General features: G+C 64.1%; 16 protein-coding genes. All 16 read right to left on the reverse strand.

Features of this window, described 5'->3' with window-relative positions:
* Window positions 1-105: 105 nt before the first annotated feature.
* The gene (gene fusA, locus VLI63_RS05775; protein WP_409155922.1) at window positions 106-2,223 is read right to left on the reverse strand and encodes an elongation factor G; all 2,118 of its coding nucleotides are present in this window, start codon (window positions 2,221-2,223) and stop codon (window positions 106-108) included.
* A 120-nt stretch (window positions 2,224-2,343) separates the two neighbouring features.
* Window positions 2,344-2,814: a 30S ribosomal protein S7 gene (rpsG, locus tag VLI63_RS05780; RefSeq protein ID WP_185201722.1), complete on the reverse strand. Its 471-nt coding sequence runs from the start codon at window positions 2,812-2,814 to the stop codon at window positions 2,344-2,346.
* Complete coding sequence (gene rpsL / locus VLI63_RS05785; RefSeq protein ID WP_130981949.1) at window positions 2,814-3,188, reverse strand: 30S ribosomal protein S12; 375 nt, start codon at window positions 3,186-3,188, stop codon at window positions 2,814-2,816. The genes rpsG and rpsL overlap by 1 nt, the downstream gene beginning before the upstream one ends.
* 387 nt (window positions 3,189-3,575) lie before the next feature.
* Window positions 3,576-3,872 (reverse strand): WXG100 family type VII secretion target, encoded by a 297-nt coding sequence (locus VLI63_RS05790; protein ID WP_409155923.1) that lies wholly within the window; start codon window positions 3,870-3,872, stop codon window positions 3,576-3,578.
* Window positions 3,873-4,013: 141 nt separating this feature from the next.
* A complete protein-coding gene (locus VLI63_RS05795) occupies window positions 4,014-4,883 on the reverse strand; it encodes a hypothetical protein (RefSeq protein WP_409155924.1) in 870 nt (289 codons plus the stop codon).
* Between the two features lie 149 nt (window positions 4,884-5,032).
* Window positions 5,033-5,611 carry a hypothetical protein gene (locus tag VLI63_RS05800; RefSeq protein ID WP_409155925.1) on the reverse strand — a complete coding sequence of 193 codons (579 nt, stop codon included), beginning with the start codon at window positions 5,609-5,611 and terminating at the stop codon, window positions 5,033-5,035.
* 121 nt (window positions 5,612-5,732) lie between these two features.
* Window positions 5,733-6,326, reverse strand: a complete 594-nt coding sequence (locus tag VLI63_RS05805) for a hypothetical protein (protein WP_409155926.1) — start codon at window positions 6,324-6,326, stop codon at window positions 5,733-5,735.
* Window positions 6,323-6,847, reverse strand: a complete 525-nt coding sequence (locus VLI63_RS05810) for a hypothetical protein (protein ID WP_409155927.1) — start codon at window positions 6,845-6,847, stop codon at window positions 6,323-6,325. The genes VLI63_RS05805 and VLI63_RS05810 overlap by 4 nt, the downstream gene beginning before the upstream one ends.
* Before the next feature lie 113 nt (window positions 6,848-6,960).
* Complete coding sequence (locus tag VLI63_RS05815; protein ID WP_409155928.1) at window positions 6,961-8,289, reverse strand: putative T7SS-secreted protein; 1,329 nt, start codon at window positions 8,287-8,289, stop codon at window positions 6,961-6,963.
* Window positions 8,286-8,597 (reverse strand): hypothetical protein, encoded by a 312-nt coding sequence (locus tag VLI63_RS05820; RefSeq protein WP_409155929.1) that lies wholly within the window; start codon window positions 8,595-8,597, stop codon window positions 8,286-8,288. The genes VLI63_RS05815 and VLI63_RS05820 overlap by 4 nt, the downstream gene beginning before the upstream one ends.
* A 117-nt stretch (window positions 8,598-8,714) precedes the next feature.
* Window positions 8,715-13,205 (reverse strand): FtsK/SpoIIIE domain-containing protein, encoded by a 4,491-nt coding sequence (locus VLI63_RS05825; protein ID WP_409155930.1) that lies wholly within the window; start codon window positions 13,203-13,205, stop codon window positions 8,715-8,717.
* A 68-nt stretch (window positions 13,206-13,273) separates the two neighbouring features.
* Window positions 13,274-13,768 carry a DUF6121 family protein gene (locus VLI63_RS05830; RefSeq protein ID WP_409155931.1) on the reverse strand — a complete coding sequence of 165 codons (495 nt, stop codon included), beginning with the start codon at window positions 13,766-13,768 and terminating at the stop codon, window positions 13,274-13,276.
* A gap of 9 nt (window positions 13,769-13,777) precedes the next feature.
* Entirely contained in the window at window positions 13,778-14,650 is an 873-nt protein-coding gene (locus tag VLI63_RS05835; RefSeq protein ID WP_409155932.1) for a hypothetical protein, read from the reverse strand.
* 99 nt (window positions 14,651-14,749) lie between these two features.
* Window positions 14,750-15,451 (reverse strand): hypothetical protein, encoded by a 702-nt coding sequence (locus VLI63_RS05840; RefSeq protein WP_409155933.1) that lies wholly within the window; start codon window positions 15,449-15,451, stop codon window positions 14,750-14,752.
* Window positions 15,448-16,134 carry a hypothetical protein gene (locus VLI63_RS05845; RefSeq protein WP_409155934.1) on the reverse strand — a complete coding sequence of 229 codons (687 nt, stop codon included), beginning with the start codon at window positions 16,132-16,134 and terminating at the stop codon, window positions 15,448-15,450. The genes VLI63_RS05840 and VLI63_RS05845 overlap by 4 nt, the downstream gene beginning before the upstream one ends.
* On the reverse strand, window positions 16,131-17,183 hold the full coding sequence (gene pilM, locus VLI63_RS05850) for a type IV pilus assembly protein PilM (RefSeq protein ID WP_409155935.1): 1,053 nt from the start codon (window positions 17,181-17,183) through the stop codon (window positions 16,131-16,133). Before pilM ends, VLI63_RS05845 begins: the two co-directional genes overlap by 4 nt.
* Window positions 17,184-17,188 lie beyond the last annotated feature (5 nt).

Genomic DNA, 17,188 nt, shown 5'->3' on the forward strand with positions numbered 1-17,188 from the left:
GTCCTCCTCAGGACTTAGGTGTAGACGCCCGCGGTTCGAATTGTTTCGAACCGCGTGCGCTACGGGGTTTGGATGTAGATATTTTACTTGGGCAGATAGCGGAAGCTATTCGCCCTTGTTCTTCTGGATGATCTCGTCGGCCACCGCGCGCGGCACCTCAGAGTAGCTGTCGAACGACATCGAGTACACCGCACGCCCGGAAGTCTTAGACCGGAGGTCTCCGACATATCCGAACATCTCCGACAGGGGCACCTTCGCGGCGATGACCTTCACGCCCGTGGCATCCTCCATCGACTGGATCTGTCCACGGCGCGAGTTGAGGTCGCCGATCACGTCACCCATGTACTCCTCCGGGGTGCGTACCTCGACGGCCATGAGCGGCTCGAGCAGCACGGGATCGGCCTTGCGGGCCGCTTCCTTGAATGCCATCGAGCCGGCGATCTTGAATGCCATCTCCGAGGAGTCGACATCGTGAGATGCACCGTCGAGCAGGATCGCCATCACGCCGACCATCGGGTAACCCGCGAGCACGCCGACCTGCAGCGCGTCCTGGATTCCGTGATCGACCGACGGGATGTACTCGCGCGGGATCCGACCACCGGTGACCTTGTTGACGAACTCGTAGCTCTTCTCCGCGGTCACCTCCATCGGCTCGAGCGAGATCTGGATCTTGGCGAACTGGCCAGAACCACCGGTCTGCTTCTTGTGGGTGAAGTCGTGCTTCTCGACGACACGACGAATCGTCTCGCGGTAGGCGACCTGCGGCTTTCCGACGTTCGCTTCCACGCCGAATTCGCGCTTCATGCGGTCGACCAGGATGTCGAGGTGGAGCTCGCCCATTCCCTTGATCACGGTCTGGCCGGTGTCGATGTTCTGCTCCGTGCGGAAGGTCGGGTCTTCTTCAGCGAGCTTCTGGATCGCGAGACCCAGCTTCTCCTGGTCGGCCTTCGTCTTCGGCTCGATGGCGACCTCGATGACCGGCTCCGGGAACGTCATCGACTCGAGAACGACCTGGTTCGTCGGGTCGGTGAGGGTGTCACCCGTGGTCGTGTCCTTGAGGCCGATGACCGCGTAGATGTGCCCGGCGGTGACGCTGTCGACCGGGTTCTCCTTGTTGGCGTGCATCTGGAAGATCTTGCCGATGCGCTCCTTCTTGCCCTTGGTCGCGTTGACCAGCTGGGCACCGGAGTCCGCCTTGCCCGAGTAGACCCGGATGTAGGTGAGACGACCGAAGAACGGGTGCACCGCGACCTTGAAGGCCAGGGCAGCGAAGGGCTCCGTCGAGTCCGGGTGGCGAAGGATGACCTTCTCTTCGTCGCGCGGGTCGTGGGCTTCGATGGCCGGCACGTCGAGCGGGGTCGGTAGGTAGTCGACGACCGCATCGAGCATCGGCTGGACGCCACGGTTCTTGAACGCGGAACCGCAGAGCACCGGGTAGATCTGGCTCGAGATGGTGAGCTTGCGGATGGCGGCCTTGATCTCGGCGACCGAGAAGTCGGTGTCACCCTCCATGAAGCGCTCGAGGAGCGCGTCATCGGTCTCGGCGACGACCTCGAGGAGGGCCGCACGGTACTCGTTGGCCTTCTCGACCAGGTCGGCGGGGATCTCTTCGATGTCGTACTTCGCACCGAGCTCGACGTCACCCTTGGAGTCTCCGCGCCAGGTCAGCGCACGCATCTCGACGAGGTCGACGACACCTTCGAAGGTGTTCTCGAACCCGATCGGGAGCTGGATGACGAGGGGCTTCGCACCGAGGCGCTTGATGATGGTGTCGACGGTGTAGTAGAAGTCGGCTCCGAGCTTGTCCATCTTGTTGACGAAGCAGATGCGCGGAACGTCGTACTTGTCGGCCTGGCGCCAGACGGTCTCGGACTGGGGCTCGACGCCCTCCTTGCCGTCGAACACTGCGACAGCACCATCGAGAACGCGGAGCGAACGCTCCACCTCGACGGTGAAGTCCACGTGGCCGGGGGTGTCGATGATGTTGATCTGGTGCTTGTTCCAGAAACAGGTCGTCGCAGCGGACGTGATGGTGATTCCACGCTCCTGCTCCTGCGCCATCCAGTCCATCGTGGCTGCACCATCGTGCACCTCACCGATCTTGTGGGTGATGCCCGTGTAATACAGGATGCGCTCGGTGGTGGTGGTCTTGCCGGCATCGATGTGAGCCATGATGCCGATGTTTCGGACCTTGTTCAGGTCGGTGAGCACGTCTTGTGCCACGGAGTGTCCTTACGGTTAAAAAGTGGAATGGATGCTGGTCGAGTAGGGCGCGCAAGCGCCCGTATCGAGACCTGGATCTCGATACACGCGCCGGGGCGCGTTACTCGATCAACGAAGTTGTTACCAGCGGTAGTGCGCGAAGGCCTTGTTGGCGTCGGCCATCTTGTGAGTGTCCTCACGACGCTTCACGGCGGCACCGAGGCCGTTGGAAGCATCGAGGATCTCGTTGGTGAGACGCTCGGTCATGGTCTTCTCGCGACGACCCTTGGCGTAGGTGGTGAGCCAGCGCAATGCGAGGGTGTTGGCGCGGTGAGGCTTGACCTCGACCGGCACCTGGTAGGTGGATCCACCGACACGGCGGCTCTTGACCTCGATGGTGGGACGAACGTTGTCGAGCGCCTTCTTCAGCGTGACGACGGCATCCGCACCGTTCTTGGTCGATACTCCGACGAGCGCGTCGTAGACGATGCGCTCGGCGAGGCCCTTCTTGCCATCAAGAAGGATCTTGTTGACGAGCTGGCTGACGATGGGGGCTCCGTAGACCGGGTCCGCAACTACGGGACGCTTCGGTGCTGGTCCTTTACGAGGCATTACTTCTTGTCCTTCTTCGCGCCGTAGAGGCTACGGGCCTGCTTGCGGTTCTTAACGGCCTGGGTGTCGAGCGCGCCGCGCACGATCTTGTAACGCACACCGGGGAGGTCCTTGACGCGACCGCCGCGGATGAGCACCATCGAGTGCTCCTGCAGGTTGTGGCCTTCGCCGGGAATGTAGGCGGTCACCTCGGTGCCGTTGGAGAGCTTGACGCGCGCGACCTTGCGGAGAGCCGAGTTCGGCTTCTTCGGGGTGGTCGTGTACACGCGGGTGCACACACCGCGCTGCTGCGGGTTGCCCTTGAGGGCGGGCGCCTTGGTCTTGACGACCTTGGGGCTGCGGCCCTTGCGGACCAACTGCTGAATGGTGGGCACTACATACTCCTTGTATTTACTGCACGGTGACAGATGTTGCGTAGCATCCGTTCCGACGTTCTGTAGGTCCGTCGGAAACGTTTTGCACCACACGCGAATCTCACGAGAATGTTCGATCCTGAGTGGTATGCCGTGGGGGCTGCTGGTCTTTCACAGACCGGCAAACCTAGCTTGTATGGCTGTAGTCGAGCCTGAACCGCACCCCGAAACGGCGGGCGCGGTTCAAGCGCACGACAAAGCGCACACCTCGTAGATACTAGCCTCCGGGAGGGGTGGTGGTCAAATGATGGTCGGGGCTCGGGCCCGCATCCATCACGCCCTCGGTGAACGCAGAAACGCGAGCCGGACCTGAGGCCCGACCCGCGTTCTGGCGACGCAGTGGGAAGATCAGCCGCCGATGCCCTTGGCGAGCTCGGAGTCCACGTTCTCGAGGGCCGAGGCCGCCTTGGTGAGGAACTGGGACATGCCGTCGAGGCCGCTCACGGCATCCGTGGTGCCCTTGGTGAACTGCTCGTAGGAGCTGTGGAAGGCACCCGAGGCAGCATCCGTGACGAAGCCACCCTGCACCAGGTTGTTGACCAAGGACTGCAGCTCGTGGAGCTTCGAGGTGATGTCGTCCTTGCCCGTGGTCAGACGGTTCGCCGCATCGGTCATCTCGCCATACGTGACATTCATGTTCGCCATGAGTTGAACTCCTTGTTCGATCGGGGGCCGACCCCCTAGGCCAACCAACTAGGTACAACCTACCGGGCGGCTTTGGGCGCCGGAATGGGCAGGACTCCCCATGCCTGCAGGCCCGCTCTGGCAGCCTCAGTCGGCGGCGATTCAGATCACCGACTCCGCGACGCCCTCGGCATAGCCGGAGCGAGGGGAGGCGACGGCGAGCGCGACGGCGATGATCGCGAGGGCTACGGCAATGAGGGCGACGGTGGGCACGGCATCCGACTCCACCGGAGAGGTCGTTCCGCCGACATTCGCGAGTGCCAGGGGAAGAACCCCGGCGAGGCCGCCGGCAAGAAATCCGAACCAGGATTCGATGCGCCACTGCACGGAAGCGATACGCCAGAACCGGAGTTCTCCCGCGCCGACGGTGGACACCTTCGCTCGGGCATAAGACATTCGCTTCACGATACTGACCACGACGATGCCCCAGAACCCGGCCGCGATGAAGCCGTAGACCATGCTGATCCGCCACAGGTCTTCGGAGGGGTCGCTGCCCTGACGAACGAACGCCACCGGCACCACGACCAGGATCGCCCACGCGGCGAGAGGCACAAGGGACCACAGTGTGAGAAGCCACAGGGGAAGCGTCCGGACCTTCAAGGTGGTCATGCCAGCAGTTCGCAACTCGATGTCCCGGAACTCCCAGCGACCGCGCCGAAACATCTCACCGAGGAACAGGGCACATCCGGCGAACATCAAGGGCCCGATCGGGAGGGAAAGTCGCGACTCTTTCGCGGACACTGTTGGGAACATCTTGTCGATATAGCCTCCGCGGAGGGAGTAGTCGACCATCATCACGAGAATGACGATCGCAACCGCCACCAGAACCCCGCCGACGAGAAAGAACGGGAGCGGATGCGGCATCCTCCGAGCCGTGGCCTCCCTGCCTCGGATGACCGCCTCGGTGCGGGCACGCCGTGCAGCCCGCTGCGCGGCCGACTGCTTCGCGCGTGAGCTGTTGCGACTACCCATGAAGGTCGATCTCCAATCATCTGAAGTGAGGGATACGTCTGAGGAAAATGGTGGAGGCGTTCGCCTGCTTGTACAGCTCGCGATCCCGTTACGGCCGCGTTTCCGAGGAAGAGAGCGAATTGCTGACGACTCAAAAAGGATAGATCTGCCTACGCGAGCGCGCGGGAACGGATTCGGCGGATGCCCAACCAGACGATGGGGGCGAGCGTACCGAGGGCAAAAACTATTGCGGGTGGTGTGAGCATCGTGCGGACCCCATCGAAGTTCGGACTGCCGGGCAGCACACCGGTCATGAACTGTAGCGGCACGACGGCCAGGAAACACACGAGGGATGCGGCGGAGAGGATCAGCAACGCACCGGTTGAAATCGCTCGTGGGCGCCGCCGGGAGATGTCCGCGATTGCTATCAACAGCCAACCCACCAGAAACATCACGATCGACGGACCGGCGATCCCTGCGACCTCCGAGGCTGTCGTTGTGCCGAACTCATTGGACGAGGTGTGCATCGCATACGACATCCCGATGAACTCAATCGGATCCGTAACGGCCGTGATCGTCAGCTGGGCGTAAATCACAATGGCCCCCAGCACGAGGAGAACCCCCGCAGCCAAAGCGAGTCGGAACTTCGGTGGCTTCAGGTTTGTGAGACCCCATTTGCGCGCTCGGATTTCGGCAACCTTCGCGTCCGCAGCCTTCCGTGCAGAAGATGAATCCCCGTTTTTTGCCACGATTCAGGCTACCAAGTCAACGGTGCCGTCACGCCCCGGCCCGGTCTACTGCTACATACCCTGGCGGACTGTACCTTCCCCGAATCCCTCGGCCGCTCGCTTCTCCGAGTCACCAGATTCATCAGTCGCTTGTCGGAAACCAGCGAATCGAATCGACGATGGCATCGAAGAGTGCCGCGATGATCTCCGGGTCGCAGTCGATAGGCACATCCGCGACTAGGTGCAGCGCCCTTTCGCCGCCGGGTGCGCTGAGGAAGTACTCGAGCTTGATGTCGGGTATCGCCGCGGTTCCTGGTCTGATCGTGGTTCTCACGAAGGTTCGGGTCGCCAGCCCCGACTCAAACTCAAGCAACTCACCGTGGGGCAGAAGTACCTTCAAGGCGGAGGCGATGGTTGGCTGCGTTTCTCCGACCACAACGGGCCATTCGCGGTAGTCGGCCATGAGTGACGCGGGGAACGGAACTCCAGGAAGGAGTTCGAGTGAAAGTGCGAGCATGACCGCATTCGACTCGCGTGCATCCCGAGCGACCTCCTCTAGCCGCTGCTTCGCGTCCCGTCGAAGTGTGGCCAGTCGATCATTGCGACCGACTTGACGCTTCACCAGGCTCGAGACAGCCGCCTCCGACGACGCAGCATCGTCCAGGGGGATATTGGCCCAGGTGCCGGGCAGAACCAAGGAGAGTCGAGCAGGCTCGACTTGGACAGAGCGGGTCACGAGGCCGACTCTTCCAGTGTGACCCTGAGGGTCTCGACGATGGCTTGGGTGTCCTTCGGCATGTCATCGAAGGCAGCCAGATCTGAGACGGTGAAAATGAAGCGCACCATGTCGCTGGATTTCGGCGGAAACACCCCGAAGATAGTCCGCTGTTCGAGGCGCCCCTCCTCGTCGCCGAGTTCGCGCAGATCGAAGCGATGGAAGAGGCCGACGACCTCGCCGATCATCGCCTCTGTCCTCCACGTCTCGGCCACTCGCGTACGAGTGCCGCGCGCGGGACTGGCCGTGCCATCCTTCAGCATCACCTCGAATGTGTCTGGCGAATCGTCATCATCGAGTGGAAACTGCTGCACTTGCATCAGGCATCCGATTGTGATCTCGAGTTCTGGCCGCAATGAAACCAGAGCGGTGAGCCACGAGTTGTCTTCGGAGAGGAGGCGCCGCCGTAGCTCAGCCAACTGGTCGACGATGTCTCCGATGGCGCCGGGACTTTCCGCACCGCTCACGACGTCGTCGATCACACTCCGCGCCCAGGTCACGCTGTCGATCTCCTGGTCACCGTGGAGGGGAACGGGATAGAAAGCCGGGGGAACATCGAAATCGAAGGCGACAATTTCGGAAGGCCTGGCGACACTCATATTCCGAGAGTACTTCGGATCGTTCTTTCTTGAGCTTGAACAGCGGGCCGGAAGACCTGCTCTGGCTTGAGGTTGATGTGATTGTCGCCTCCGCCAAATAGATCGTTTCCGGCATTGAAGAGCTTCTCGCCCGTCGTCAACACCTTCCGACCGTCCATGACGAACATGGCTACCTTTGCCCCAGAAAGCGGGGCAGTGCCGAGGACGGCGAGACCGTTGTCGGCCGAACTGAGACTGAGCGGGTTCTTGAGGAATTTCGCGAAGTTCGTTGCCGCGCCGTCAGTGAATTTCTCGAAGAGATTTCCTCCCTTGCCCAGTTTCAGGTCGAAGGGATTCTTGATGTCCTTCATCATTGTCTTGAATCCGGGTCCCTCGGAGAACAGGTTCTTCAGCTTGCCCGATCGAAGTGCGGCCTTCGATTCGCCGAATACGGTCTTGAACGCTTTGCTGTTGAGAAAGTCCTCACCCTTCGTCATAACCTTCGCGGCGGCCTGGAACTTCACGAGCTTTCCCAGGTAGGCGACGAACTTGCCTCCGAATGCAGCGAGAACGACACCCACTGCGGCGAAGATTACGTCGGTGAAGCTACCGCCTTTGGCGAACGCGACTATCGACTCGACGAGGGTGATGAGCGCGCCGAGGATGGCGAGACCTACGAGTATCGCGCCGAGAATCGGCACCCAACTGAGGAAGATGGAGAGGAATCCGGCGATCTCACAGATCTTTTTGATGATGTCGCCCCAGTCGTCCCAGAAGCTGTCCTCGAGCCCGTTATTGCCCTTGCCATCCACGACGTCGACGATCGCCTTTACGGCAGTTGCTGCGGCATCGTTTTTCATCGCGAGGGCGGCGTGCCACTCGTCATGTGCTGCCTTGAGCTCGCCGTTGGCGGTGATTGCGGCGTCGGATGCCTTGTCCGCGGCAGTCTGGGCTGTGGACTTATCCGCATCAGCCGCGGACTCAGTGTCGTGGCGTGCGACCGTCGAGGCCCGATTGGCGTGGTCTGACTCGGTCTGCTTCTGGTGGATGTGGGTGATCGCGGTATCGGCCGCATCCTGCGCCGATCGAAGCGAAGTCGAATACGTCAGCAACGCCTTGGCCGTGACGGCATATCGATCGCGCGCCTTTTCAATATCGTTCGCTACGTCCTCGGCTTTGTCCTGCAGGGCGGTTGTCGCCTTGCTCTTCATCTGGCCCAGGTCGTTTATCTTCCTGAGGGTGGTCACCGACCTCGTGATGGCGTCTGCGATGTTCGCGTAGTGACGGGCCTTGCGCTGGAGCAGGTCTGGGTCACCGGTGAGGGGATTGAATTCGCTGTCGCTCATTTCGCGCTCGGTCCGGTCGTCATGCCCGAATCCCGAAGGCCTTTGGCGAAGCCCGTGTCGACGGAGGTGAAGCCGTCTGCGATCCCTGCGATCTGAGCCTGCAACGCCTCGATGCTCTCGGTCATCTTCTTGCGCTTGTCATTCCACTTGTGGGCGAAGTCGCGCACCGGGTCATGCAGCGCGTCGCTACCGGTTGCTTCAGCGACGTCGTCGCTGAAGTCATCAGCGTCCTTGAAATCGGAAACGACAGCGTCGAGATCATGCTTCAGTTGCTCTAACGCCGTCAGGTTGAGTATCAGGTCAGCCATTTGGATCAATCCCCTCAAAAAGCAATTCGCTCGCCCTACCCCGATGGCACCCGCGAGCTACCGACAAAACTATCGACTAGGCCCAGGTTGCGACATGGGCAGCACTCCCCATGACCGTCACCCCTCCACCAACGGCAACTGCACCCGCGCGGACTTGCCCTTGGCGATGTACATTCCGCGCCCGGGAGGGAACTCGGACTTGTTGATGCGCGGCAGCTGCGTCTTGAGGATGATGTCGCCCTCGACCGTCTCCGGCTGCAACAGGAATCCCCGTCGCCCGTTCTTGAATTCTCCGAGGAGCGGCCAGGAGGATCCCCACGCCGACATCTCCGCTTCGGCGATCACCAGGTGATCGCTGCGCTTCGCGGCACGAGCAAGCTCGACGATCGCGCCATCCGCGGGGGTCTGCAGGTAGTCGCCGATCGATTCGATGAGTACCACGATGCGTCCCTCGGTGTCGGCATCGGCGATCGCGGCGGACAGGTCCTTCGCGAGAGCGGCCACCGCCTCGACGGTCGTCGCCGAGCCGGTCCAGGGCATAGCCTGCGAGAGCGGCGAACGCGCGTTGCCGAGGTAATAGAGCCGGGCATCCGGATCGAATCGCTGCACTGACCTTGCGAGCGCATGAAGCGCGTTGCTCCTCCCGCTCGCCGGTGGCCCCGCGAGCAGGAAGGTGCCGACCGGGTCGAACCCGAGGGGCCCGAGATCGACGTCGCTGATGCCGAGCACCGGCTCGCCCGCGATCGCCGGCGGCAGCTCCGCATCCGCATACTCCTTCGGCAGAGATCCGATGCCGGGTGCCGATGCGACTCCCGCCCGCACCATGGCCTCGGCGAGAGACTTGGTCGCGCTCGCCTGCTCCGAGACCGACGATGATCCGCCGAGGATGGCGATCTGCGTCTCGAATCCGTCGACGATCGCACGCCCAGCGGGCGACTTGGAACCGAGGATGTCACTCGGCACATCGAGCATGCCGTAGCCGTCATCCGCGAGTCGCAGCACCACCTTGCGCTGGATGCTCGAGCCGATCGATGCCGGAACCGCGCCGGCCCGGTCGGCGGTCAGCGCGACGTGGATGCCGAGCTGGCGGCCGTCGCTGAGGATGTCCTTGAACACGTCGTACCAGATCGATCGCCCGGCGGGGATCTCGAAGTCGTTGCGGAAGTTGGGGAAACCGTCGATCAGCAGCAGGATGCGGGGCTCCTGCGGCCGGTTCGCGAGCCGACGGTACTCCACGATGCTCGAGGCGTTGGCCGCGGCGAAACGGGGACCGCGGTCCTCGAGCTCGGCCTGCAGCATCCGGAACAAACGGATGATGCGCTCAGAGTCGTCCCCGGCGATCACCGCGCCGACGTGCGGAAGGGTCTCGAGCATGCGGAGGCTGCCGGAGCCGAAGTCGATGCCGTAGACCTTCACCGGCCCGCCGCGCGGGGTGATCGCCGCAGCCGCCGCCAGGGTGCGCAGCACGGCGCTCTTGCCGGAGCCGCCGGTACCGAAGATCGAGAGGTGCCCGTCGACATCCGGCCGGAAGTAGGTGGGAAGCTGCTGCTGGCGCTCGGCGATGTCGGAGACCCCGAGCAGCAGCTCGGAGTCGGTGCGCTGCGGCAGACGCCCGAGGTCGTAGAGACCCGCGAGTTCGTCGAGCCAGGGGCGGCGGGGTGGCGGGATCTGCGCGTCACCGTTCGCCTTGACGATGGATGCCACGAGCTTCTGCTGGTCGGTGGGGCCGAGATCCCGCGCCTCGTCGACCGTGCTCGCGGTGAGGTCCTCCCAGCGGTTCTCGCCGCCGAAGCGAAGCTCGGCCACCTCGATATCCGCGTTCTCGGGTTCACGGCTCGTCCATCCGCCGGCATAGCCGGACTGGAACAGCGCGAGGCGGCCCGGGCCGGTCTTCGCGACACCGCGGCCGGGGATGGCCGGGTCGAAATGCGCGGCGTCCTTGATGCCCACCACGTCCTGGCTGTCGGACTCGTCGGCCATACGAAGAGCGATGCGCAGGTTGGTGTTGGCTCGCAGGTTGTCTTTGATGACACCGGCCGGGCGCTGGGTCGCCATGATCAGGTGAATGCCGAGCGAGCGACCGCGCTGGGCGATGTCGACGACGCCGTCCACGAACTCCGGCACGTCTCCAACCAGGGCCGCGAACTCGTCGATGACGAGCACGAGGGCGGGCGGGCTGTCCGGGTCGCCGCGCTTCTCCAGCTCGAGCAGGTCCTTGGCCTTCTTCCGGTTGAGCAGGTGCTCGCGGTAGTGCAGTTCGGCGCGGAGCGAGGTGAGCGCGCGGCGCACGAGGTGCGGGCTGAGGTCGGTGACGAGGCCGACGGTGTGCGGCAGCGAGACACAGTCGGCGAAGGCCGATCCGCCCTTGTAGTCCACGAACAGGAAGGTCACGCGGTCGGGGCTGTATTCGGCGGCCATGCCGAGCACCCAGGCCTGGAGAAACTCGCTCTTGCCTGCTCCGGTCGTGCCGCCGACGAGCGCGTGCGGTCCCTGGGTGCGCAGGTCGAGGTGCAGCGGATCCACCCCGGCGGATCCGATGATCGCGCGGAGCTTGCCGGCCCGGCGGGGCTTCGGAACAGCGCCGGGGGTGCGGTCGTGCATCGACGCGTTCTGGCGCCATCGGTCAATGACAGCGTCGCTCGTCTCGATCAGCTCGTGACCGAGGAGAGTGATCATCGAGACCGAGCGCGGGATGTCGCTGGAGTCGGCCACCACCGCGCCCGCGTCGATCACGGGGGCGAGTTGCTTCGCGAAGTCGAGGGCCCGCGCGGAATCGACCTGCTCGGTCTCGACCTCGGTTATGGTCTCGCCGAGACGCACGAGCCCGACCGTGCCGAGCGCGGACTGCGGCTCGAGGTGCAGGTAGGTGCGGCAGACCGCGGGAAGGGCCGGCACGCTGGGCGCAACCCAGATCGGGTAGACGCCGGCATCGGCCGCCTGCTCAGCGAGCTGCACGAGACGTGCGCGGTCGACCGCCACGTCATCGGAGATGAGCAGCACGATCGCGGGCACCGGTGATGGGGTACCGACTGTGGTGTTGGCGGAGCCGACCTCCGCACCGCGCTCGAGCGCAGCGCCCTCCTGCTCCATGGCACCGCGACGCTGGGCGCCCTTGCCGGCAAGGCGATCGGCGACGAGGCCCTCGATCGCGGAGAGGAGCTGGGACCCGCTCGCCGCACTGTCGGCGAGGTGGCTGACCTCGAGCGGGCTGTGCGGAGACGAGGTGTGCGGCATCCACTTGAGCCACTCGAGTTCTCGGGACCAGGCGGGACTCACCAGGGCGGCGACGACGAGCTCCGCCGGGGAGTGCAGCGCGGTGATCTGCACGAGTACAGAATTGACCGAGCCGAGGGTCGCAGAGGGGGGGCCGGCGATGCCGAGTGCCCCGGAGTCGAACAGGTTGTCGATGATCGGCACGCCGGCGATCAGGCGGTTGTCCTCGACCACGGTGTCGAGGCGGCTCTGGAACTCGGGGAGCATCTCGCCCTTGGGCTGGGTGGCGACGATGTTCCTGGACGCCATCGTGCCGATGCCGATGCGCACGTTGAGGAATGACCAGTGCTCCGGGCGACGGGTCCAGAGCAGCGGACCGCGACGGATCGCCTGGTCGAATGCCTGCTCGGTGGAGGGTGACTCGTTGATGCGCAGTTCGAGTTCCCTCACCCGCTCTTCGTCGAGCTGGGTGGTGAGCGAGGCGAGGTGCACATCGAACTTGCCGATGGCCTTCTTGAGGCGACGCTTCTCGCGGGTCTTGCCGGTCATGAAGTTGCCGATCAGCATGATCGGTGACATCGCGACGAAAATGAGGGATGTCGCCGAGCCGGATATCGCGAACATCGCACCGCCCATGAGCACCGGCGCTATCATCGCCAGCAGTGGGAACGGCTGGTCCTGTTTCTCTGCCGGCACGGCCGGCCCGGCGAACTCCTGGCCGGCATAGCGCCGCTCCACCTTCGGCGAGCGGTTGAAGAAGACGGGTCCCGCGGTCGGTGCCACTCCGCTCTGAACGGCGGAGTCCGCGACGGTGACGCGAACCTCGGAGTCGCCGATGAGCAGAGTCTCCTCTTTCTCGATGCGGAGGCGGGTGACGATCCCGCCGTCGACGACGACCCCGTTGGCCGAGCCGAGGTCCACCACCTCCACCACCGAGGAGACCTCGAAGCGCACGTGACGCTTGGAGACGAGCGGATCGTGGAGGGTGATGTCTGCGGCATCCTCCCGCCCGAGCACGGTGGTGCCCGCGGCGAGCGGGAATTCGCGCCCGGCATCCGGCCCAGAGACGACAGTGAGGGTCGCGATCGTCGGCGCCTTGCCCGAGGCGGGAGGCTGGTAGTAGGTGCCGGCATCAGCGATGCTCACGGTGGCTCCGCTGCCGATCCAGGCTTCGCCGAGAGGAGCATCCGGGGGCAGGAGGAGCGCCTCGGTCTGCCCAGGGAGGGTGGCGTGCAGGGTGAGGACGCGCTGCGGATCCGGCTTCGCTGCTGCAGCATGCGGATCGAGCCGGGCGATCGTCGCCGCCACATCCGAGATGCTCGCCGAGGCATCCGCCGTGACGACGATGTCGTCAGTGACTCCGGATGCCCGCCGAAGGGTCAGCTTGAGACGCACGTTCTTCCTCCCCCGAGGCGACCTGCTGGGCGCTCAGGCAAGTATAGGGAGAAGAGAGAGAGACAAACTCACTCGTTGCAGTCACGGTCATCGCGGTTCTCCCACCACCAGCGCGGAGCCTGTCCCGCTCCCCCGCTGTCACGGTAGGAGAGCAACAGGAAAAAGGCCAGAGCGACGATGAAGGCGATCACCGCGACGGCGACCGCGAAGGGGCCGACCGCATTGGACCCGAAGAAGAGCAAGGAGAGCAGCGGACGTCCCTTGCCGAGGGAGTAGAGGGTCGATCCGCTGACCAGGAAGAAGAAGTAGGTGATGACGGCGGTGATCAGGGAGGCAGCCAGCACGGATCCCCGGCGGCGGCCGAAGGTGACGAGAAGGGCATACAGCGCAGCGGTCGCCGCGGCGAACATCGTCGGCGCGATCAGCGGTCCGGCATCCCGCTCGGTGAGCACCTCACGGTCGGCATACAGGCTGATGATGCCGCTGGCGGCGATCGCAAGCGCGAGGAAGAGCACGACGGCGAACACTGCGATCATGCTCGCGTAGCGCGTGCGTGCATCCACCCGGTCGAGCTAGATCGTTGTGGCGGGCGTCGCGTAGCGCGACTTCTCGTACTCCGCCGTGCGCTCGGCGGACTCCCGATCGAAGGTGTCGCGCGCCTCGAGGTTGCGCACCTTCACCTTGCGCCCTCGAGCGCTGATGAGCGCTCCCATCCACATGGATACCTCGCGGGCGAGCAGCGCCGCCGCGATGATGAAGGGGCTGGTGAGCGCGACCGAGAAGAGTCGGGCGGCGCTGTTCGGGGTGAGGGCGAAGACGTTGTTGACCAGGAGACTGGTGCCGACGGATCCGAAGTAGACGACGAGCCCGACGAGGAGGCTCCCCAGTACATAGCTCCACCAGGATGCCCGATTGGCGAGCAGCACGACGATGACGAAACCGATGAAGAAGAAAGCGATGGGCGTGTAGTACGCCAACGAGCCGAAGAAGTCGAAGCGGAATGCGCCGATCTCCACCGAGTGAATCGCCGCGATGGCCACCGCGTACAGCGCAGCGAAAACCACGCTCGACAGCAGGGCGATCAGCACGCCGAATCCGCGGTTGCCCTTGCGGCGAGGCGGCACCGGCGAAGGCACATAGATCGTCTGCATGGAAGCGGCGGAGGTCGCAGCGAGCGGAACGGATGCGGGCTCACGCTCGGTCACGGTGGTTTCCGCCGCGGCCGGATCGGAGGTCGCTACGACCGGCTCAGAATCGGACGGCGAGGAAGCCGTGGTGAGGGTCGCCGGAGGTGCAGCCGGCGGAACCTCGACGAGGTCGTACACCGGCTCCTGCCCCGCAGTCGCCGGCAACTCCTCCGCCGGCACGATTTCGCCGTCGATGTCTGGTCCGTCGACGCGTTTCGGAGGCTGGTTCGCAGCGGTCTCGGGCGTGTTGTCGCTCATCGGTGCCACTCCTTACGGGCCGGCCGGGGCATCCCGGCAGTTCACGTCACTCTAGCAATGACGGGGAACTGCCGGGAGTTCGGCTCGCGCGGGGAGTGGTTACGGGGTGGTGGCTGCCGCGCCGCTAGCCGTCGTCGCCGCCGCCGCCGGGTCCGCCAATGCGTAGACGTTACCTGCAAGATCGCCTGTGAACACGCCGCCCACACTGGCTACGGTGAGGGTCGTCACCAGAAACAGCCGCGGTCCCGACTGCAGTGCCCCGGCGAAGGCCATCACCTGGTCATAGCTTCCACTGACGGAGACCTGAATCGGTATCACAAACAGTCCGCTTGACGGGTTCGCAGGCGTCACCGAGGGAGCCACCGTACCGGCCGCCGGCGCCGAGGCGCTCGGAGAGGGTGTGGGGGTTGCGGCTGGCGTTCCAGCGGTCGCCGCTGGCGCTGCGACGACAGGCGCGACGTAGGCGGAGACCCCACTTACTGCGACGCTTCTCAGCGTGATCCCTTGGGCGTCCCCATATTCCTTAATGGTGCGCAGGAAGACGGGCATATCCGCGGTGGCCGGTATGGAACCGCGGAGCGTGTCGAGCTCCCCCTGGGTGACGCTGATGTTCTCGAACTGCTTCTTCAACGCGACAAGCTTTGTCGCATTGAGGTCATTCGCGGAAGTGACGCTGGCACGGTCCTCGTCGGCGGATGCAACTTGAGAGAGGATCGGAGAGACTCCCACTATCCAGCCGAGGATTCCGACAAGGGCGATGGCCCCGAGGATCGCCAAGGTGAGGATACGGTCGCGGTTCATTTCTTCGCTGCTTTCACCGGGGCGAAGCGCTGGGAAAGCGCATCTGAATTGACCAGGAGGTCGACTTCGACCGTGTAGTGACCGGTCACCTCGACCAGAGTTACGCTGCCTGGCATTGCGGCGACGAAACCTTTCATCTTGGCGAGATTGTCGAGCCAGTCAGAGATGGGCTGCTGGGGGCTGTCCGCGGTGATCTTGACGTCAGCGATATGACTCGGTGTCAGGGTGTCCGTTGAGGCAACCGGAGCTACCGCGGCGCTTCCCGTCTCTGCGGTGAAAGCCGTAATGGTAGTCCCCGCCGGAAGGGTCGCCCTCACACTCTCGAGATATGGCGCCCAGAGTATTTCGTCTGCAGCGGCAATGGGCTGCGACAACTTGATCTGGTCGACTTGACTCTGAAGCGTTGTCACATCGCTGTATTTCGCACGAGCCAGAGTGAGGAGGCTGCTACGAGACTGCTCATTCGCGAGTTGGGCGTTCGCGGTGAACAGCGCGAAGGTCGCGCCAACGGTAGCGAGGATTGCGAGCACGACAACGATCACTAGTCCGGCAAGAAGTCGACGTCTCAACGCCCGAGACTTCTGCCCTTCCCCGACCTCTCGGGGCAGCAGGTGAACTCGCGGCATCCCCCCGAGGATGAGCGAAGCGTCGACCGAGGGCCGACCGAGTGTGATGGCGCTCATGCGGCTGTCCCCAGCGCGAGACCGATTGCTACTGTCATGGACGAATCCACGCCTCTCTCTTTCATCGACTTGTCTGCCTGGCGCCCGATCGCGATGTTTCCGAAGGGATCACCCGCCGAGACGGGCAGCCTGGTGTATTCCGAAACCGCTGCACCGAAGCCTCCGAGCGCTGAGCCGCCCCCCGAGAGCACGACGCGTTCGATCGTGTTGCTCGCCCCCGTGGAGGCGAAGTAGGTGAGGGTGTTGCGGAGGCTGGTGATGAGCTCGCCGGTCGTCTCGAAGATGATTCCCACGGCGGCGTTCTCCTCAGCGGTCGTCGGCGCCGTGGCCAGCCCGAGCGCCCGTTTGGCACGCTCCGCTACCTCCATCGACACCCCCATCCGACTGGAAAGAGCGTGGGTGAGGTCATCACCTCCGGTGGGGATAATTCGTACGAAGCGAGGAACCCCATCGGAGGAGACCACGACGGTCGTCGTCGTGGCGCCGACGTCGATCATCGCGGAGGTACCGTTGAGCTGCGAGCCGCGAAGGAGGATGCGACTGAGAGCGAAGGGGATCAGGTCGACCGCGACCGGGTTGAGTCCGGCGAGTTGCACGGCCTTCACGTTGCCGAGCACCGCCTCCTTGAGCGCGGCGACCAGCAGTCCGTTGACGACCGGCCCGTTGGCATCCACCCCCTCGCTGATCGGGTAGAAGTCGAGGAGGGCGTCCTCCGTCGGAAAGGGCAGCATCTCCTGCACGTGGAACGGGAGAGATTCGCGGATGCGATTGAGCGGCGCTTTCGGCACGCTCAGGTCGCGCGCGAGCACCCGTGAATTGCCGATTCCCAGCACGACGTTCTTCGTGCTGAAGCCACCCGCAGACCACAGTTGCTTGAGCACGGTCGCGACGGTCGCCGGCTCGGCGACTTCGCCGCGGTTGACCGCTCCGGGCGGCAGGGGAAGCGAGTGATAGCGCAGAAGCTCCGGGCGCGACTTCGATGCCGCGCCGAGCTCCGCTGCCCGAATGCCATTTGCGCTGATGTCGAGTCCGACAATTGTTTTCGCCATTTTTC

Origin of the sequence: Lacisediminihabitans sp. H27-G8 (assembly GCF_046156175.1) — a bacterium.
GTDB lineage: Bacteria > Actinomycetota > Actinomycetes > Actinomycetales > Microbacteriaceae > Lacisediminihabitans.

What these genes read in the sequence shown, in the direction of transcription:
- VLI63_RS05835 (WP_409155932.1), bottom strand. Translation starts at nt 14,650, where the DNA reads ATGAGCGACAACACGCCCGAGACCGCTGCGAACCAGCCTCCGAAACGC.
- VLI63_RS05845 (WP_409155934.1), bottom strand. Translation starts at nt 16,134, where the DNA reads ATGAGCGCCATCACACTCGGTCGGCCCTCGGTCGACGCTTCGCTCATC.
- VLI63_RS05840 (WP_409155933.1), bottom strand. Translation starts at nt 15,451, where the DNA reads ATGAACCGCGACCGTATCCTCACCTTGGCGATCCTCGGGGCCATCGCC.
- VLI63_RS05820 (WP_409155929.1), bottom strand. Translation starts at nt 8,597, where the DNA reads ATGGCTGACCTGATACTCAACCTGACGGCGTTAGAGCAACTGAAGCAT.
- VLI63_RS05795 (WP_409155924.1), bottom strand. Translation starts at nt 4,883, where the DNA reads ATGGGTAGTCGCAACAGCTCACGCGCGAAGCAGTCGGCCGCGCAGCGG.
- pilM (WP_409155935.1), bottom strand. Translation starts at nt 17,183, where the DNA reads ATGGCGAAAACAATTGTCGGACTCGACATCAGCGCAAATGGCATTCGG.
- rpsG (WP_185201722.1), bottom strand. Translation starts at nt 2,814, where the DNA reads ATGCCTCGTAAAGGACCAGCACCGAAGCGTCCCGTAGTTGCGGACCCG.
- VLI63_RS05790 (WP_409155923.1), bottom strand. Translation starts at nt 3,872, where the DNA reads ATGGCGAACATGAATGTCACGTATGGCGAGATGACCGATGCGGCGAAC.
- VLI63_RS05815 (WP_409155928.1), bottom strand. Translation starts at nt 8,289, where the DNA reads ATGAGCGACAGCGAATTCAATCCCCTCACCGGTGACCCAGACCTGCTC.